The sequence below is a fragment of the Mesorhizobium sp. M0678 genome (genome assembly GCF_040320505.1).
Lineage (GTDB): Bacteria > Pseudomonadota > Alphaproteobacteria > Rhizobiales > Rhizobiaceae > Mesorhizobium.
In genome coordinates this window covers 1-17,417 of sequence record NZ_JAMYPT010000037.1, presented here as the reverse complement: position 1 = coordinate 17,417, position 17,417 = coordinate 1, and the positions used below count along the sequence as shown (strand labels likewise).

17 protein-coding genes and 1 pseudogene are annotated in these 17,417 nt (G+C 61.3%); 16 read left to right on the top strand and 2 right to left on the bottom strand.

Annotated elements, in window-relative coordinates:
- Positions 1 to 103: 103 nt before the first annotated feature.
- The 6 genes from NKI29_RS31315 to NKI29_RS31290 all read left to right on the top strand — a co-directional run bounded on the left by NKI29_RS31315 (position 104) and on the right by NKI29_RS31290 (position 5,798).
- Positions 104 to 286 (top strand): hypothetical protein, encoded by a 183-nt coding sequence (locus NKI29_RS31315; RefSeq protein WP_352798422.1) that lies wholly within the window; start codon positions 104 to 106, stop codon positions 284 to 286.
- 218 nt (positions 287 to 504) lie between these two features.
- The gene (locus NKI29_RS31310; RefSeq protein ID WP_352450300.1) at positions 505 to 1,437 is read left to right on the top strand and encodes a sugar ABC transporter substrate-binding protein; all 933 of its coding nucleotides are present in this window, start codon (positions 505 to 507) and stop codon (positions 1,435 to 1,437) included.
- A 67-nt stretch (positions 1,438 to 1,504) separates the two neighbouring features.
- Positions 1,505 to 2,560, top strand: a complete 1,056-nt coding sequence (locus NKI29_RS31305) for an ABC transporter permease (protein WP_352450301.1) — start codon at positions 1,505 to 1,507, stop codon at positions 2,558 to 2,560.
- A 3-nt stretch (positions 2,561 to 2,563) separates the two neighbouring features.
- On the top strand, positions 2,564 to 3,343 hold the full coding sequence (locus tag NKI29_RS31300; RefSeq protein WP_352457238.1) for an ATP-binding cassette domain-containing protein: 780 nt from the start codon (positions 2,564 to 2,566) through the stop codon (positions 3,341 to 3,343).
- Positions 3,340 to 4,299: a cyclase family protein gene (locus NKI29_RS31295; RefSeq protein ID WP_352798421.1), complete on the top strand. Its 960-nt coding sequence runs from the start codon at positions 3,340 to 3,342 to the stop codon at positions 4,297 to 4,299. Before NKI29_RS31300 ends, NKI29_RS31295 begins: the two co-directional genes overlap by 4 nt.
- 23 nt (positions 4,300 to 4,322) lie before the next feature.
- Positions 4,323 to 5,798: an amidase gene (locus NKI29_RS31290; RefSeq protein ID WP_352798419.1), complete on the top strand. Its 1,476-nt coding sequence runs from the start codon at positions 4,323 to 4,325 to the stop codon at positions 5,796 to 5,798.
- Positions 5,799 to 5,814: 16 nt separating this feature from the next.
- Here the strand turns inward: NKI29_RS31290 and NKI29_RS31285 are convergent, their stop codons facing one another.
- Positions 5,815 to 7,101, bottom strand: a complete 1,287-nt coding sequence (locus tag NKI29_RS31285) for an ROK family protein (protein WP_352798418.1) — start codon at positions 7,099 to 7,101, stop codon at positions 5,815 to 5,817.
- Positions 7,102 to 7,426: 325 nt separating this feature from the next.
- Here NKI29_RS31285 and NKI29_RS31280 point away from each other — a divergent pair, with 325 nt between their 5' ends.
- The 10 genes and pseudogenes from NKI29_RS31280 to NKI29_RS31235 all read left to right on the top strand — a co-directional run bounded on the left by NKI29_RS31280 (position 7,427) and on the right by NKI29_RS31235 (position 17,041).
- Positions 7,427 to 8,830: a recombinase family protein gene (locus NKI29_RS31280; protein ID WP_352798416.1), complete on the top strand. Its 1,404-nt coding sequence runs from the start codon at positions 7,427 to 7,429 to the stop codon at positions 8,828 to 8,830.
- 656 nt (positions 8,831 to 9,486) lie between these two features.
- On the top strand, positions 9,487 to 9,672 hold the full coding sequence (locus NKI29_RS31275) for a hypothetical protein (protein ID WP_352798414.1): 186 nt from the start codon (positions 9,487 to 9,489) through the stop codon (positions 9,670 to 9,672).
- Between the two features lie 289 nt (positions 9,673 to 9,961).
- Positions 9,962 to 10,531: a hypothetical protein gene (locus NKI29_RS31270; RefSeq protein ID WP_352450313.1), complete on the top strand. Its 570-nt coding sequence runs from the start codon at positions 9,962 to 9,964 to the stop codon at positions 10,529 to 10,531.
- Positions 10,528 to 11,235 (top strand): hypothetical protein, encoded by a 708-nt coding sequence (locus NKI29_RS31265; RefSeq protein ID WP_352798412.1) that lies wholly within the window; start codon positions 10,528 to 10,530, stop codon positions 11,233 to 11,235. The genes NKI29_RS31270 and NKI29_RS31265 overlap by 4 nt, the downstream gene beginning before the upstream one ends.
- Before the next feature lie 385 nt (positions 11,236 to 11,620).
- The gene (locus NKI29_RS31260) at positions 11,621 to 11,806 is read left to right on the top strand and encodes a hypothetical protein (RefSeq protein WP_352798411.1); all 186 of its coding nucleotides are present in this window, start codon (positions 11,621 to 11,623) and stop codon (positions 11,804 to 11,806) included.
- A gap of 550 nt (positions 11,807 to 12,356) precedes the next feature.
- On the top strand, positions 12,357 to 13,559 hold the full coding sequence (gene repA, locus NKI29_RS31255) for a plasmid partitioning protein RepA (protein WP_352798409.1): 1,203 nt from the start codon (positions 12,357 to 12,359) through the stop codon (positions 13,557 to 13,559).
- A gap of 77 nt (positions 13,560 to 13,636) precedes the next feature.
- Positions 13,637 to 14,602: a plasmid partitioning protein RepB gene (repB, locus tag NKI29_RS31250; protein WP_352798407.1), complete on the top strand. Its 966-nt coding sequence runs from the start codon at positions 13,637 to 13,639 to the stop codon at positions 14,600 to 14,602.
- Positions 14,603 to 14,758: 156 nt separating this feature from the next.
- The gene (gene repC, locus NKI29_RS31245) at positions 14,759 to 15,964 is read left to right on the top strand and encodes a plasmid replication protein RepC (protein WP_352798405.1); all 1,206 of its coding nucleotides are present in this window, start codon (positions 14,759 to 14,761) and stop codon (positions 15,962 to 15,964) included.
- Positions 15,965 to 16,140: 176 nt separating this feature from the next.
- Positions 16,141 to 16,527, top strand: coding sequence for an antitoxin Xre/MbcA/ParS toxin-binding domain-containing protein (locus NKI29_RS31240; RefSeq protein WP_352798403.1), 387 nt, complete (start codon positions 16,141 to 16,143; stop codon positions 16,525 to 16,527).
- A pseudogene (locus NKI29_RS31235) lies at positions 16,520 to 17,041 on the top strand (RES family NAD+ phosphorylase). The gene NKI29_RS31240 and the pseudogene NKI29_RS31235 overlap by 8 nt, the downstream one beginning before the upstream one ends.
- Positions 17,042 to 17,166: 125 nt before the next feature.
- Here the strand turns inward: NKI29_RS31235 and NKI29_RS31230 are convergent.
- On the bottom strand, positions 17,167 to 17,417 hold a 251-nt coding region (locus NKI29_RS31230; protein WP_352798402.1), incomplete at its 5' end, for a tyrosine-type recombinase/integrase.

The window sequence follows — 17,417 nt, the reverse complement described above, 5'->3', positions numbered from 1 at the left end:
GGGTGTTTCGACATTTCGACGTCGCGGTGTCGGATAATTTGCATGCAAACCAGTTTTACGACGCTATCCTCCCATCCTCAACGGAAGATTCTGGGAGGAATGCATGACTGCGCATGAGCAACATGCCGTTGAAATCATTAGGGACAAAGAGTGGTCGGTTCGCGTGACGGTCAACGGCATCACCACCACGATCCCTTTTACATCTGAGAGCTACGCGCGTTCGTTCGCAGACGGTCAGGCGTTCCGACTGGGCGTTCAGGTCGCGGAGATCAAGAAGGCGGCCTAGCTGCGCGCTTGCCCCAAGAGCCCCACAGCGATTGAACCTCGAGTCACCAAAGCCGGTTGAAATTAGCCGTTGCGCGGCATAAGAGCTTGTGCCTATAGTTAGTACGTGGCTCGCACGAACAAACAGACTGACTGTGACGACCTGTAGATGGCGCCCAAGCTGGGCTGCTGCGCGTCTGGAGGTGAGCCGGAACACTCCGTCAACAGGGGATACGCACAGTGAACCGCTTTCAGAAACTCTCGACCGCAGCGCTCGTCGCAGCATCCTTCACGTCGGCCGCCCTCGCTGCGAATGACAAGCTGACGATCGGCATCGTCACCTTCTCGACATCCGACGTCGACACAAACCAGATGGTCGACACGATGAGCCAGGAAGCCAAGTCTAAGGGCTGGTCGGTGGAAACGCTCAATGCCAATGGCGATCCTTCGCAAGCGATCACCAGCATCAAGCAGCTGGCAACCAAGAAGGTGGACGCCATCATCGTCACGGTCTTCGATTCGACGGGCCTGGCGGCCGGGCTCCAGGCGGCGGCGGACGCAAAGATCCCCGTGCTTTCGGCCGGCGGCGGCATGGCAGACGGGATCGCGCTATCTGCAAGTACCGGTGCTGCGCAACCACTGATCGACTTGATGCTGAAGGACATCGGCAAGTCCGGAACTGTACTCGACCTCACCTACCATCCCGGCATTCCGTGCCGCGAACGAGCCGACGCCTTCGATGCGGCGGTCAAGGCAAATCCGGGGCTCAAGGCGACCTCGCACGAGATCAGCATCCCGGGTGCTGCCGAATCCTCGCAGGCCGCGACCAGCGCCTGGCTTGCAGCCAATGCCAACGCCAAGGGGCCGTTCGCCATCTTCAACTGCTATGACGACAACGCTATGGGCGCGATCGCGGCGCTGAGGCAGAACGGCCGCAGCGACGTGAAGGTCTATTCGTTCAACGCCACGGCGCCCGCTGTCCAGGCTGTCAAGGACGGGACGATGACCGCCACGCTCGGTGTCGATCTGACTTCGGCAGGCAAAATGCTAGTCGATCAGATTCCCGACATCCTGGCAGCCGGCGACCAGTGGAAGCCCAAATCCTTCGTGCCAGGCTATACGCTCGTCACCAAAGAGAACGTCGACAAGTTCATCAAGGACAATCCGCAGTAAGCTCTCCTGATTGTGGGTCTGGGCCAGACGTGCCTGGCTGGGCCGGAGTGCTGTCATGAGAGCCGCCATGTCCGCTGATCATTCCCTGCCCGAAACCCACGCTCCGGCAGAGGCGCCGCGCGTCCTGCCGTCAACGCAGACCGGCTATGCCTCGCCCAATGCCCGACAGCGGCGCGCGTTGCTCATGCGCCTGCTTGGAACCTACGGCACCATCATCGTGCTGGCGTCAATGCTGGGGATCTTCTCGGTGCTGGAGCCGGGGACCTTCGCAACCATCGGCAATTTTCGCAACATCGTAAACGACATGGCGATCGGCACCATTGTCGCGGCCGGCCTCACCGTGCCCCTCGTCGCCGGTGATTTCGACCTCAGTATCGGCTATGTCGCGAGTTTCTGCGGGCTTCTCGTGGTCGGGCTGTTGAGCAGCAGTGGCTTGCCGATCCTACCCGCCATCTTCCTCGTCGTCGGCCTCGGAACGGTCATCGGCATTGTCAACGGCATTGTCGTTTCGAAGATCGGGGTGAACGCCTTCATTGCCACGCTTGGCACGGGCACCATCGTCGTCGGGCTGAACTACGCCTATTCGGGCGGAATTCCGCTGCAGCTCACCCAGTCGCGCGAATTCACCAATATCGCGATCGGCCGGATTGCCGGAGTGCCGCACCTCGTCATCATCATGGCCGTCGTGCTTGCGCTGCTGTGGGTGATCCTCAACCGAACAGTGCAGGGCCAACACATCAAGGCCATCGGCGTCAGCCCGGAATCAGCGCGCCGCGCCGGCGTCGCCGTCGATCGCAGCCGCATCGTTGCCTTCGCCATCGCCAGCACCTGTGCTGCTATAGGTGGCGTGTTGATGGCTTCCAATCTCGGCTCCGGCCAGGTGACGGCGGGTGACAGCTTCATGCTGACGTCGTTCTCGGCCGCCTTCCTCGGCTCGGCGGCGCTGCGAGAGGGTCAGTTCCATATCCTCGGCACCTTGATCGGCGTGCTGACGGTCGCCGTCGGCAACAATGGGCTGGCCATGATCGGCGCGCCGATCTTCACGCAGTTCCTGTTCACCGGCTGCCTTCTCGTCGTCGCCGTAGCGCTCGGCGGTATTGGCCGCCGCTATGCGAGGGGATAGTCCATGGCGCAGAAGATGCTGCTCAGCCTGCGCCGGATCTGCCGCAGCTTCGGCGGCATCCAGGCACTCGATGACGTTTCGCTGGACATCGCCAGGGGCGACATACTCGGCCTCGTTGGCGACAATGGTGCCGGCAAGTCGACGCTGATCAAAATCCTGGCCGGCGCGCATGACCCAACTTCCGGCGACGTGATCCTCGAAGGGCGGCCGCAAAAGTTGTCGCCGCCGTCCGAAGCGCAACGCCTCGGCATCGAGACGGTCTATCAGGACCTGTCGCTGATCGGCACGTTCACTGCCGCCGAAAACTTCTTTCTCGGCCGCGAGATTGCGCTTGGCCGCGGCCCGGCGCTGCTGCGCTGGATCCGCCGCAAATCGATGGGCGACATCGCGATGCGCGGCCTCGAGGAACTGCACATCGAGATCCCCGGGGTGCGCAGCAAACCGGTGGATCGCATGTCCGGCGGCCAGCGCCAATTGGTGGCGATCGCGCGCGGTGCCTTTTGGGGCCACAAGCTGCTGCTGCTCGACGAGCCCACCGCGGCGCTCGGCGTACGCGAATCCCGTGAGGTGCTCGACCTCATCAAACGACTCGGCGCCCAGGGGCTGACGATCGTCATGGTCACCCACAATCTCGATCATCTCTGGCAGGTGTGCAACCGCGTGGTGGTGATGCGCAGGGGCCGCAAGGTCGCCGATCTCGCAAGTTCCGGCACCAACATGGAGGACGTCGTCGCTTATATCACCGGCGCCAGGCAGCCGGCGACCGCGCAGGCGGAAGCATGAGCGCGACTGAAACGATGACGCTGCGCCGGCTGCTGGGCAATGCGCCGAGCCGCTGGGGGCATTGGGGTGCCGACGACGAGATCGGAGCGCTCAACTATCTGACCGCCGACGAGGTCAAGCGCGGCCTGGCGTCGGTGCGGGACGGCCGCACCTTCACCCTCGGCGTGCCGGTCGGGACCTCTGAGGGCGATGCCGTCTTTCCCGGCCGCTGGCCGGCGAAGCACTTCATGGTCGCCGACAAGGCCGGCTTCGAGAACGGCCACTGGCAGCCGCTTGCCGGCGGCCTCGAATTCGCAGACGACTATGTCACCGGCTTCGCACAGGCCGGCACGCATTGCGACGCGCTCGGCCACATATGGTTCGACGACACGCTTTGGAACGGCTTCGCAGCAAGCAGTACCAATGGCGGCATGACCAAGGCCAGCATCATGCCGATCGCGGAGCGTGGGATCGTCGGACGCGGCGTGCTGCTCGATATCGCCCGGTTCCGCGGCAAACCGGTCCTGGAGCGCGCTGAAACATTCACGCATCGCGACCTCATGGAATGCGCCCGGGCCCAAGGGGTCGATATCCTGCCGCGCAGCATCCTTCTCGTTCGCACCGGCTGGGTCGGCGCACTGGCGGCGGGAAGCCAGGGCGTTGGCGATGGATATTGGGAACCCGGACTGACCTTCAGCCTCGACCTCGTGCGCTGGTTCGACGAGATGCAGATCCCCTGTCTGGTTACCGACACACTGGCCAACGAGACAACCTACGAGCCCGAGACCGGGTTGATGCTGGTGCTGCACGCCGCGCTGATGCGCAATCTGGGCGTGGCGTTCACCGAAATGGCATCGCTCGACCTGCTGGCCGCCGACTGTGCCTCGGACCGCCGCTACGAAGGCTTCTACTGCGCCAGTCCGGTCAAAGTGAGCAAGGGCACCGGCGGCGCGGCAAATCCAGTGTTCATCAAATAGCACCCAACAAGGTGAAACGGCTTATGACTTCTGCAGACGACCAGATCTGTTTCCTGCCGGCCACGGAACTGGCCCAGCGCATCCGGCGCCGCGACCTGTCGCCGGTTGAAGTGACCGAGGCCTATCTGCGCCGCATCGAGGCGCGCAACCCGGTGGTCAACGCCTATACGCTGGTTCTCGGCGACCAGGCGATGGAAGCTGCGCGGGCCGCCGAAAAGGCCGTGATTGCAGGCGGTCCGCTTGGACCGCTGCATGGCGTCCCCGTCGGCATCAAGGACCTCGACGATATGGCCGGCGTGCCGACCTCGATGGGGTCGTGGGCGGTGCACGACCGGGTGCCCAAAACAAGTGCTGTGGCGGTCGAGCGCCTGCTCGACGCAGGCGCCATCGTGCTCGGCAAGACCAACACGCCGGAGTTCGGCCATAAAGGCATCACCGACAATCTGCGCTTCGGGCCGACCAGCACGCCCTTCGCGATCGGCTACAATTCCGGCGGCTCGTCCGGCGGCAGTGCGGCAGCGGTCGGCGACGGCATGGCGGCCCTGGCGCAAGGCACGGACGGCGGCGGTTCGGTCCGCATCCCCGCCTCGTTCAGCGGCACCGTCGGCTTCAAGCCCTCTTTCGGCCGCATTCCTTCGGTGACTCGCCCCGACGCCTTCTTGTGGGGACAGCCTCTGGTCCATATCGGACCCCTGACCCGCACCGTTGCGGACGCCGCGCTGATGACCAAGATCATGGCCGGGCCTCACAACCGCGACCCGTTCTGCCTGCCGGATGACGGCGTTGACTATGTCGGCGCCGTTGCCGGGCGGACGCCGAAACTGCGCGTCGCCTACAGCCCGCAACTGGGCAATTTTCCGGTCGAAGCCGGGGTCGCCACCGTCGTTGCCCAGGCCGTCGATGTCATGCGAGCACATGGCATTGAGGTTGATGAGGTCGAGCTCGATTTCAGGGCCGATCACAAGGAACTGGCGGCGCTTTGGGTGCGCACGATCTCGATTCACTATGCTGCCATCGCCGTGTACTGGAAACAGGAGGGCATCGACCTGATGGGCAAGCACGCCAAGGTGCTCACCCCGCAGTTCCTCGCCATGCTGGAGGGCGCCTACAAGGTGTCCGCCGTCGACCATGCGCTCGATAATCTTTTGCGCACCGGCGTCCATGACGGCCTCGAGGATGTATTCGAAACCCATGACCTGATCGTCTCGCCGACGCTGGCCGTTCCGCCCGTCAAGAATGCCCCCGACGGAAACACGATCGGGCCGACATCGATCAATGGCGAGGCGGTCGATCCGCTGATCGGCTGGTGCATGACCTATCCGATCAACTATACCGGCCATCCGGCGATTTCGGTTCCGGCCGGCCTGACGGCGCAGGGCCTGCCGGTCGGCCTACAGATCATCGGGCGGCGGCACGCCGACGAAACCGTTCTGGCGATGGCGGCTCAGTTCGAGCGTATGCAGCCCTGGTTCCAAAGCTATCCGGGGCTCGCTGGATAGTTGGGCGTCGGAACACCTAGATCGAAAGCTGCAGCAGCTCGGAAATCACCAGACCGGCTGCGCCTAGGAGGGCGGCCCGGTCACCTGCATCGCCGGCAATGAATTCGATCGCGCCGCCGGGTCGTGACGGAACCATGGCGCGGACATGCTCCGCGATTGCGCCGAGCAGGCAATCGCCGCCGAGCACGACATCGCCATGCATGATGAAAATGTTGGGCGCCACCGTCTGCTGCAGATTGGCGATGCCTACGGCGACGTTGCGGGCATAGCGGTCGAGCAGCTCAGTCGCTCCCGGCAGCCGCCGCGCCGCCATGTCGACGAGGCGGGCCGAGTCGATCAGGTCTGGCTCGGGCAGAGCCGCGCGGGCGGCCTCGCGCCGGAGCCAGCTCAAGGTGGCAATGGTGTCCCAGCAGCCGCGCCTGCCACAGCGGCAGGGCTCGCCGTCGAGCTGCACGAAAGTGTGTCCGAGTTCGCCGCCTGCGCCTGCCGTGCCACGATAGAGGTGCCCGTCGAAATAGAGTGCGCCGCCCAGCACCTCGCCCGTGTAGACGACCGCGAATTGCCTGACGCCGCGCCCGGCGCCGAACCAGCGGTCGCCGACCAGCAAGGCGCGCGGATGATGGTCGAGTTTGACCGGCAGGCCGAAGCGTCGCCCGAGATCGTCGGCGAGCGGGTAGCGGTCGAGCGCCGGCGCGAGATTGACAGCGACGATCGACCCGCGATCGGTGTCAACCATGCCGCCGACGCCAACACCGATCCCGAGAGGCATGCGCCGCGCCCTGGAGAGAGTGTCGCCGACGCATTCGGCGATCGCCTCGATGATTGGCCGGACCGGCCCCCTGCCGTCCGGCAGGGCCATCTTGCGTTCCGATTCGATCTTGCCGTCGAGCGTCGCCACGCATGCATGCACGGCATCCGGCATCAGCAGCACACCGCAGATCGGACGGGCATTGGGCGAGAACCACAGCGGCCGGGCCGGCTTGCCGCCGCCCGGACTGGGAGGAACCGGGTCGCTCTCGACCAGCACCTGATCGTCGATCAGCGGCTGCACGATTCCGGAAATGGTGGTGCGGTTGACCCCGGCCAGGCGGGCTAGTTCAGCCCTGCTCGTCGGCCCAAGATCGAACAGGGCCTGCAGCACACGGCCGCGATTGGTCGAGCCGACCATCGAGGACGACAGCAGCGCCTTGCGCCGGCGCGAAACCCGCTCCGCGCCGGACGCATCGCCGGGCGGCGTGAACAAAGCGCTGCGTCCGCCATTCGGGCGCCCATCGTCGGTATCGTCCATCGTCGGATTTTTCATACGGGGCATCCTGCCAGCTCTTCTAACCCAGGACCTTACCGGTTTCGAGCCCTTTGTGCGAGCAGGCAACAAACTCGTGCATTGCCAGGAAGGCAAGGACTTGCGCGAGTGCGGGGAAAAGCTGCCCTTGATTCTGCTGCCAAAACCCCTTGGGCGCCCGCACCTCACCGCATCCCTTTTCCGGTCGTTGCGCTGTCCAATCATCCATTTGCTAGGAGATCTGCGCTCCCAATTTCGTGGCCGCCGAATGGGAATTCACAGGAATGCGACAGAGTTCTGAAAGACATTTCGTGTCTCTGGGGTTGTTCAAGCCCAAGGAGACCCCATGGCTTTCGAGTTGCAGACAGCGCCCCCTATCCGTGCGGCGCAGTACATTCGTATGTCCACTGAACATCAACGCTATTCGCTGGAGAACCAGGCGATGGCCATTACAGAGTACGCGGAGCGGCGCGGATACACTATCGTCCAAACCTACGAAGATGCTGGGAAAAGCGGCCTGAGCATAAGAGGTCGCGACGGACTGAAGCAGTTACTGGCCGATGTCATGACTGGCCAAAAGACTTTCTCGGCAATCCTCGTTCTTGACGTCAGCCGCTGGGGCCGCTTTCCGGATACGGACCAGTCCGCTCATTACGAGTTTCTCTGTCGTGACGCAGGCGTCGCGGTGGAATATTGCGGCGAACAATTCGAGAACGACGGCAGCATGGTCTCTGCAATCCTCAAGAATATGAAACGGGTGATGGCAAGCGAGTACAGCCGCGAGCTATCCGCAAAGGTCTCCAGAGCGCACCTGCAGCAGGCTCGTCTCGGATTCAGCCAGGGCGGACCTGTGCCCTACGGCGTCAGGCGACTGTTGCTGGATAAAGATGGGGAGCCCCGTTACCTTCTCGGCTCTGGAGAACAGAAAGGGCTCGCTGGCGACCGCGTTCTCCTTGTGCCCGGCCCGCCAAACGAAATCGAGCTTGTTAGGCGCATCTTCAACATGTTTGTTGCTGAAGGGCAGAGCATGGCCGGCATATCGGTTCGTCTGAACAAGGAAGGAGTGCCCTCCACATATGGCGATGTGTGGACGACCGGGCGCGTCGCATCCCTCCTCAAAAGCGAGTTGATGATAGGCTACTATGTCTACAACCGAACGTCGCACAGTATGAGTAGCCAATCCAAGCCAAACCCTCCCGATAAATGGGTCCGAATCCGGGTCATGGAGCCGATTGTAACGGTTCAAATATTCGAGAGGGCGCAACTCGCAAGGGGAAAGCGCGGGTACACCTATACAAAGCCCGAAATGCTCAAAAACCTGAAGCGGCTATTGAAAGAGAAGAAACGACTCAGCCTCACCGTGATCAATGCTTGCCCGTATACTGCGTCAGGACAGTGCTATGTCCGGCTTTTCGGCAGCTTGAAGGCGGTCTATGCGGCGGCCGGCTACGTACCGGATCGGCGGGGAGCTCTGCGAAAGTACTCGGACGAAGAGCTTCTAGACGGATTTCGGCGGCTGCGCGCCGCTCACGGGCACCTCACCTTGTCGCTGATTAATGCGGACTCCGATTTGCCCATATACCGTGTGTTCAAAAAGCGGTTTGGCTCGATGGCCGCGGCCTATACGCTGGCTGGCTTTCCAGGACTGGAGTCGGAGCTAAAGCTGAGCGCGGTAGCGCGTATACGGCCCAGTGGCCCGGAAAGGCTGCGACGCGACGTCTCAAATGCTCAGGGCGAAAAAGGCGCATGATACGAACAGACCGAAGCTGCGGCTCTTCAATGAGGAGCCCCGACTCTGTTCGTCACGCAGCCCTCCCGCCGCTCCCACCTGATCTCGACTAGGGCGGCGGGACGGACGGTGCCAGCTCCTGCCCTACAGGCCCGCACCTCTCCCATGCGCTCTGAACGGATCAAACCGAAGCGGCATAACATCTGAACATAGACCGATTGGGGAGATCCCAGGGTGCGGTATGCTGAGATCGTGGCGGGGTCGAGCGGGCCATAGCTGGGAACCTTACCTGGATTGCGATATTTGCCTGCTCCTAGCGTCGAAGAGCCGTCCGGTTCACCAAATGCCAGGAAGATCTGAGTGAAGCGTTCCTGCGCGGTCGTCTGCCCTGTGGAGAGGCCTTGCATGGGAGAACCCGAGAATCAATGCAAGGTGCGCCGCACACCTGATGGCGCATTACGATATGTCTGCGAGAGCCAGGCGCGGCCGCGAGACACATGGCGATCGCGTTGACGCTCGCCTTCTTGCGGAGCGTGGCGGCAGACTTCGCCTGAGGCGTCAATACCGATTTCTGGGGATAGAAATCTCAGGGCGGATAGGCAGGCTGGCGGTGAGGAGTTGCCTGCCATGAGCACACTGACCTACCGACTTGCGGGGGACCACAGCGGAAACTGGATATGGTTGTCTTTGAACCAGACGAATTGCATCTTTATATTGAATGTGTGGCACCGGGGACGAGCACCGACGCGACCAACTGGATCAGCATTGATGATTTTTTCGCACGGCGGCCGACCGGCTCTGCTCACAGCCAAGCGATCGAACGCCTGGTCGAATTGCTGCGCCGCGCGCTCGACGGGGATTAGCCTCACCTCGCAATGATGCATTCCGCAACGTGGCCAGAACTCGATATTTTTTTTTCGGGAAAAAACAGTAAGCGGAACTGCAATGTTTTTCGATCAAGGCGCCGAAATTCAAGACGAATCAGCGCAGCGGGATCGCCTTAAATCAAAACGCGCACTGCTCTATTCTGAATGCGGTCGAATTCTTATTGGGCCACGTAAGCTGCAGGGATTCTTGATTCCTCTTTGACAGAACCGCACTCCCCGTGTAGGTGTCCGTGGTCCTCGGACAACGGACAGCGGATCGAAACAAATGAAAAGCCAGGACATCGTCGTCCTGCTCAAGCTCATCAGCCTTCAGGAGCAGGAGAAAGAAAAAGGTGTCGAAACTCTGCGCTCAGAAGCGCAGGGCCAGGATCCATACTCGGTCCGCAATCTGGAGTCTTCTCTTGGCATAAGCAAGACGGAGGTCAATGCATCCATAAATCGAAGTCTTGCCTCCGGTATCGCGGCCAGGGATAGAGATACGGGCAGAGCGAAGCCGAGCCGCAGGAACCTGCAGAATTTCATCGTGCACGGGTTGAAGTTCGTTTTTCCAGCGAAGCCCGGAGCAATGCAGCGCGGAATCCCGACCGCTTTTGCGGCGCCCATCCTAAAGAACGTGCTAATAAGCGCTGGCAGCTACATCTACGTGTGGCCCTATGCCAGCGGCCGCGACATGGGACAATCGGTGACGCCGATGTTTAAAAGCGTTCCTGAAGCCGTTCAAAGGGATGATCGGCTGTACGAGTATCTTGCCCTTGCGGACGCAATAAGACTCGGAAACCAGCGCGAGGCTGGCCTCGCGGCGGAGCGTCTTGCGGAAAGGCTCGCGCAGAAATGACCAGCATCCAAGGCCAGCTACTAGCAATGCTAAGGGCTGTCGCGGAAGCTCTAGGCGATGACCTGCGCAAGCGTCTTGTGTTCGTCGGCGGATGTACGACCGCTCTTTTCATCACCGATGCCATCACGCTCGAGGATGTCAGGGCGACTGACGACGTCGACCTAATTGTCGATCTGGCCGGCTTTTCGGAATGGGCGCAGCTCCTGGAACGGCTTCGAGAGCGGGGTTTCTCGGAGTCACCCAACGACAGTGTCATTTGCCGAATGCATCGTGGCCGGCTCAAAGTCGACTTCATGCCGGACGATCACAAAATCCTCGGATTCAGCAATCGTTGGTATGAAGCGGGTATTGAGACGGCGGTCGATTGTCCGTTGGACGATAAGCTCATCATCCGTCGCCTGACACCGGCACTCTTCGTCGCGACGAAGCTGGAGGCATACCTTGGCAGAGGTGGAAAGGATCTGCTTTCTAGCCGGGATGCCGAGGACATACTCTTGATCGTCGACGGTCGAGAAGAGTTGGTTGCTGAGCTGGGAGGCGCGGAAGACGAGGTCCGTACCTATATCGGCGACCAGTTCAAAGACATGCTTGCAGCCCCAGATTTCGACGACTTTCTGGAAGGCAATATCAGAGGGCCCCAAGGCCGGGTCGAGATTGTGCGCCAGCGATTCATCGCGATAACCCAATATGCCAGCGGTGGCTGACCTGGTCTTCGAAGTCGACTGGACACCAAGCAGGACACAAGAACTCCGGACAACCGCGACCATGGTCGTGTCGGTACACGCGCTGGCTCCGCCTATGATTCGTACTGGCAGCGATTCTGGCGCCTCGAGCCAGCTGCTCGTAGCGGCCCTAAAGCGCCGGCTGATGCGCTGCTTCGGCGCCGTTGACTGAGGACGAAAACGGTCCTGATGCGCAGCTTGAGGTTTCCGGCCTGTGGGCTGCGGATGTGAACGCGTTGCCCGACGCCGTGGCGGCCCTCGCCGACCCGGTCCCGGTGTCCTTCTGACGGCCCGGCGTTTACATTCACTCAGTTTGCAACTGGGCTTCTCCCGCACTTCTGCCCGGGAGCAGGACCGGTGGCGTGGTATGTTGAGCGATGAGGAGGACGACACCGAACTGCCGTGGCACCGGCGTGTCGGTGCTTTCGCCGGAAGGCACGGCGAACTCGACGACGCCGCTGCTGCCATGCTGACGCAGGTGCTCGAAGTCCAGTGCGCCACGGTGTTGAGAGCGAGCTTTGCCGCTATGGACCGGGGAGCGTTCTCCGCATGAACTCGAGGCTGTCTCGTTCCGGAAAGTATGCTTCCAGATGTTGATCGGGCTTAACCTCGGCCTTGAGGAGGGCTTCACCCACTCCGTCAACGGTCTCCCCTCACGGTCTTCATTGTAGTCGGCTATTCCGATATCGGCCTCGCCCCCAGCCGGTCCGCTCCTCGAGCTGAAAGAGTCAGTCTGGCGTTGAGCAGCTTACCCTCCGACAACGAACCCAACCGGCCACGTGCCATCGGATCCGGTGCCCTGCCCTGCCCTGCCCGCCGGCACTTGCATCCCGCCTCTGAGTGTGCCCGATTTACTGCCGTAAAATATGATGCTTATGACAGAGAAAACATGCCGTTAGCTTGGATAGCAAGACAGTACCGCGCTCAAAAAACTGAGCAGCTGCCTTCGTGATGGCAAGAGCAGCTGGCAGCAAGAAAAGCCGGTCAGTGACGTTAACCTTTTGTTAACCCAAAACTTCTTGCCGGAGCCGGCCGAATCGGAGCTTAATGGCGCTTGTTGAGTGAATTGCTCACAAAAAGCGCCAATTCAGGTTTCGACAGAAATGAACATCTCCATGCGGCTGCCACGCTTCGAGTTCGATGACAAGATCCTCGAGCAAGGCGCAGAGATATCGCGGCGGCTTAACCAGCTCCGCATGGAGAAGTTTCCGCCAAATGCAACAAAGACACTTCGCCCTTTTTCGCTGGCGGAAGTGGCCCACTACCTCGGGGTCTCGCAGAACAATCTCAAGCGCCTCCATCTGGAGGGCAAGGGCCCCCTGCCCGAGCAAATACCTTCCGGACGCCGTTCCTATACCGCCGAACAGATGCTTGAACTGCGCCATTTTCTGGATCGGCATGGCAGGACCGAGGTAAAAAAATACGTCCCGCACCGCAAGCCTGGAGACAAGCTCCAGGTGGTTGCTGTCGTCAATTTCAAGGGCGGCAGCGGCAAGACAACAACGGCTGCCCACCTCGCCCAGCACCTTGCGCTGACCGGGCACCGTGTGCTTGCCATCGATCTCGACCCGCAGGCGTCACTTTCGGCCCTGCATGGCTTCCAGCCGGAACTTGATCGTAATCTCTCTTTGTATGAGGCGATCCGGTACGACGACGAGCGCAAGCCGATATCCGACGTAATCGTGCCTACCAATTTTCCGGGCCTGGATATCATCCCGGCCAACCTCGAGCTGCAGGAATATGAGTACGACACGCCGCTTGCCATGCAGGACAAATCGTCCAGCGTTGGCCGCCAGTTCTTCACCAGGATTGCAAAGGCCTTGTCCGACGTCGACGAGCGCTATGATGTCGTCGTGGTCGATTGCCCGCCGCAACTTGGCTATCTCACCTTGACCGCCATGTCGGCGGCGACGTCGGTTCTCATCACCGTCCACCCCCAGATGCTCGACCTGATGTCGATGAGCCAGTTCCTGCTGATGCTCGGCGGCATATTGAAGACCATCAAGGCCGCCGGTGCTGCGATCGAGCTGGATTGGTTCCGCTATCTGATCACGCGCTACGAACCCACCGACATTCCCCAGGCACAGATGGTCGGCTTCATGCAATCGATGCTTGCCGGCCAGATCCTTGAGAATCCCATGCTCAAGTCGACGGCAATCTCGGATGCAGGACTGACGAAACAGACGCTCTACGAGGTGGAAAAGTCGTCTTTTACGCGTTCGACCTACGAACGGGCACTCGAATCGCTGGACGCGGTGAATTCCGAGATTGTCGCGCTCATCCATCGCGCATGGGGGCGGTCATGACGGCGCATTTTACGGCAGTAAAAAATGGGGATTTTGCTCGTGAAATCAGCCGACTAGCTGCGAATCGGAGTGATTGAATGGCGCGCAAGGATGTATTCGGCAGCGTGATGGGCCCCGCGACGTCAGTCGCCAACAGCGGGGATGTCTCGGGCTATGCGGTTCGCGGGGCATCCCGGTCGATCATGCAGTCATTCGAGGAGCTCTCTAAGAGTTCGGTCGTCGATCTCGATCCGGCGTTGGTCGACACCTCATTCGTCTCGGACCGCATGGACGATGACGATGAGGCATTTCATGAGCTGCTGGCGGCGATTCGCGAGCGAGGGCAGGATTCTCCGATTCTGGTCAGGCCCCACCCGGATAGTTCCGGCCGGTTTCAGACCGTCTTCGGCCATAGGCGCGTCAAGGTCGCACGCCAGCTGGGCAGGCCCGTTCGTGCAGTCGTCAAGAAGATCGGCGATGACGACCATGTCATCGCGCAGGGCCAGGAGAATGCTGCCAGGGCCAACCTGTCCTTCATCGAAAGGACGCTTTTTGCCGATCGCATTCTCAAGCGGGGCCATTCGCCGGACACCGTGAAGTCGGCCCTTGCGCTCGACGATACGACCTTCTCGAAAATGCGCTCCGTGATCAACAACATTCCCGAGCAGGTCATTGTGGCCGTCGGCGCCGCCAAGAGCATAGGCCGGGACCGCTGGTGGCAGCTTGCCAAGCTCATGGAGCATCCCGGGACCGCCGCACGGGCGGCAGAGTACGTGACAAGTGCCGATTTCGCCGAACCGGGCAGTGACGCTCGTTTTGCTCGTCTGTTCGACTTTTTGAATGCGCCGGTGAAGCAGCCGCGAGCCGCATCGAAGCCTCAGGAAAAGGCCTGGGTGCCCCAGGACAAGTCGGTCCGAGCCAAGATCACCGACACGGGAAAGGTGTTTACGCTTGCCTTGAAGTCAAAGGATGCATCGCCCTTCGGCGCATTCATCGCCGACAAGCTCGACGAGCTTTTCGAGGCTTTCAGGGCATCGGAAACGGCAAAGAAAACAGGAGACTGAAACCGCAAAAGAAAAAGGCCCCCGAACGTCACCGTCGCGGAAGCCCTTCTCACGTCTGTAGCAAGCTGAGAATCGCATTTCCCCGAATCACTGTCAAGAGTCGTTGGCGTCGTTTCGACGAGCAGTTTTCTTTTGCCTGATTGAAAGGCGAGGGAAATGGAGAGTGGTTATGCGACGACGCCCTTTGGGCGGCGGCCGATGACGCTTGCCTTGGTGCAAGCGAACACGGCATCACGAAAGATTCCTGAAGGGGCCGCCGTCGAGAAATGGCAGGTGTATCGCTGGCTGTGCGAGGGCAAGACGATGATAGGCGTGGGAGACCGCGCCCTGGCCGTCCTCAGCGGACTGCTGTCGTTCTATCCGGACGATCAGATCAGCGAAGAGAACGGGCTGATGGTCTATCCTTCGAACGCGCAGCTGTCACTGCGGGCGCACGGCATGGCCGATTCCACGCTGCGCAGGAACCTGGCCGAACTGGTCAATAGCGGACTGATCATCCGCCGAGACAGTCCAAACGGCAAACGGTTCGCTCGCAAGGCAAAGGGCGGCGCAGTCGAGGAGGCGTTCGGATTCTCGCTGGCGCCACTGCTTGCACGCGCCGCGGAGTTTCAGCAGGCTGCCGAGCAGGTCCGCGCCGACAGCCGGGCGCTCAAATTGACGCGGGAGCGGATCACCCTCCACCGGCGCGACATTCACAAGCTGGTCGAAGCAGCGATCGACGAGGGCGCTCCTGGCGACTGGGGAACCATTTGGAGGCGGTTCAGAGCAATCGTGGATTCTATTCCTCGGCGGGCAGGGCTGTCGGAGCTGGAAGCGATTGTTGCGGAGCTCTCCTTGCTGCAGGACGAAGTGGATATGATGCTGGAAAGCTTCATGAATTCCACGAATCCTAGCGGCAATGAGTCCCAAAACGAGCGGCAGCAATCTGATTCAAACACAGACTCCACTTTTGTATTTGAACCAGCTTTAGAACAAAGCAGGGCGACGGTCGAACCAAGAACGGCCTACGCCGAGAAGCCGAAAGGCTTTCCGATAGGACTTGTGCTGAAGGCCTGCCCCGAACTTGCCGACTATGCCGCCCACGGAATCGCAAGCTGGCGCGATTTGATGATCACCGCCGCCCAGGTGCGTGGCTATCTTGGCGTGTCGCCCTCCGCGTATGAGGAGGCTTGCCATGTGATGGGCCAGGAGGTCGCCGCGATCGTGATTGCCTGTATCCTGCAAAGGGCGCAGCATATCAACTCGGCCGGGGGCTATCTGCGCGTGCTGACTGAAAAGGCGAGGGCAGGACAGTTCTCGGTCGGACCCATGCTGATGGCAGCACTCAAGGCCAATGGCACGACGGTAAGAATGACCGGCTAAGGGCTGAAAACTCTTGTGCGTAATGCTGCCGTTGCTGGTGGTCCGCGCGCGGTCGATGAGGCGGATGGCAAGCGGGTCGTACGCAATCAGAAGCACGCCATGCGCCTGCGGGCTTGAACCAGTGGAAAAGCGCCCTTTGCGCAGTGAAGGCGGCTGCTAATATGACAAGGAACTCGATGGGGCAGGCCCTCAAGAAATCCGTGCAGAATGAACCCCTGGTTTTGTCCTATATGGACCGGGCCGGGAAAATTGCTGTTGGCCAGGTGGCCGACAGCTTTGGAATGTCCAAGGGTCAGTTGGCTCAGACGGTCGGGCTTGCCCGCGAAACCCTCTATCGGCTGGAGCGCAGCCGCACGGCCAAGACGCAGGGCCGTCTGCGCGAGATGCTCGAGATCATCAGTCGCGGGACGGAATGGGCCGGAGGCAAGGAACAGGCCATGGCCTGGTACCGAGCCCAGCCGCTGCCGGCATTCGGTGGACGCACCGCCGAAGCCCTCGTGAAGGACGGCAAGGCCGCTATTCGCGACTACCTCGATCACATGGCCCTGGGTGCCTTTGCTTGAGGTTGTCGGAACCTGCTACAGGGCGCATGATCCACGCTGGGCATTCAAGCCGACTTCCGGTGATGGAGCGGCGATCAGGGGCGCTCGATTCAATCCCAAAGGTGTGCCCGCGCTATATCTGGCGCTGACCGTCATGACGGCTGTCAAGGAAGCCAACCAGGGCTTCGCGCATCGCATCGATCCCTGCGTGCTGTGCTCTTATGAGGTGGACTGCGAGGACATCACTGATCTGGGAACCGAGCAGGGGAGGGAAGGATCTTCTGTCACGATGGAGGACATGGGCAGCGCCTGGGCCACGGCTCTCAGCAACGGAGAGCGACCTGAATCCTGGTCCATCTATGACCGGCTGCGGCCTGAAGGCATCGCTGGAATTCTGGTGCCGAGTTTTGCTCCGGGCGCGGAGACGGAAGACCGCAATCTGGTGCTATGGGACTGAGGCCCCGATCTTCCGCACAAAGTGAACGTGTTCGATCCGAGCGGTCGGCTGCCGAAAGACCAGCTGTCCTGGCGATGAAAACGGCCCCCGGGGCGGTCCCGACAGAAGTGACCCAATTCATTTGGCGAGAATGCCTGGTCAGGCTGGAAGGCCTGCGCGGATCCCGAGAGGCAAGAACGGCAGGGGAGGGGGCTTTTGCCTCCTTAGAGGCCGGAAGCCTTGGTCAAGTTGATGCGGAAGCGATCTCTGCGGCGCTGGTAGCGGCGGGTCATCTCTGCGGAGGCATGGCCGAGCTGTTTTTGCACATAGCGTTCGTCGACCTCGGCCGACGAGGCGAGGCCGGCGCGCAGTGAGTGGCCGGCGAATTTCTTGGCCCGTTCGCCCTCCGACAGATCGCCGCGCACGCCGGCGGCGAGCGCCGTGCGCTTGACCAGGCGTGCGACCTCCTGGTCGT

Bases quoted from the DNA above. Each gene is read 5' to 3' on its own strand.
- NKI29_RS31280 (WP_352798416.1), top strand. From the start codon at position 7,427: ATGGCTTTCGAGTTGCAGACAGCGCCCCCTATCCGTGCGGCGCAGTAC.
- NKI29_RS31285 (WP_352798418.1), bottom strand. From the start codon at position 7,101: ATGAAAAATCCGACGATGGACGATACCGACGATGGGCGCCCGAATGGC.
- repC (WP_352798405.1), top strand. From the start codon at position 14,759: ATGGAGAGTGGTTATGCGACGACGCCCTTTGGGCGGCGGCCGATGACG.
- NKI29_RS31290 (WP_352798419.1), top strand. From the start codon at position 4,323: ATGACTTCTGCAGACGACCAGATCTGTTTCCTGCCGGCCACGGAACTG.
- NKI29_RS31305 (WP_352450301.1), top strand. From the start codon at position 1,505: ATGTCCGCTGATCATTCCCTGCCCGAAACCCACGCTCCGGCAGAGGCG.
- NKI29_RS31315 (WP_352798422.1), top strand. From the start codon at position 104: ATGACTGCGCATGAGCAACATGCCGTTGAAATCATTAGGGACAAAGAG.
- NKI29_RS31270 (WP_352450313.1), top strand. From the start codon at position 9,962: ATGAAAAGCCAGGACATCGTCGTCCTGCTCAAGCTCATCAGCCTTCAG.
- repB (WP_352798407.1), top strand. From the start codon at position 13,637: ATGGCGCGCAAGGATGTATTCGGCAGCGTGATGGGCCCCGCGACGTCA.
- NKI29_RS31265 (WP_352798412.1), top strand. From the start codon at position 10,528: ATGACCAGCATCCAAGGCCAGCTACTAGCAATGCTAAGGGCTGTCGCG.
- NKI29_RS31295 (WP_352798421.1), top strand. From the start codon at position 3,340: ATGAGCGCGACTGAAACGATGACGCTGCGCCGGCTGCTGGGCAATGCG.
- repA (WP_352798409.1), top strand. From the start codon at position 12,357: ATGAACATCTCCATGCGGCTGCCACGCTTCGAGTTCGATGACAAGATC.
- NKI29_RS31260 (WP_352798411.1), top strand. From the start codon at position 11,621: ATGTTGAGCGATGAGGAGGACGACACCGAACTGCCGTGGCACCGGCGT.
- NKI29_RS31300 (WP_352457238.1), top strand. From the start codon at position 2,564: ATGGCGCAGAAGATGCTGCTCAGCCTGCGCCGGATCTGCCGCAGCTTC.
- NKI29_RS31275 (WP_352798414.1), top strand. From the start codon at position 9,487: ATGGTTGTCTTTGAACCAGACGAATTGCATCTTTATATTGAATGTGTG.
- NKI29_RS31240 (WP_352798403.1), top strand. From the start codon at position 16,141: ATGGGGCAGGCCCTCAAGAAATCCGTGCAGAATGAACCCCTGGTTTTG.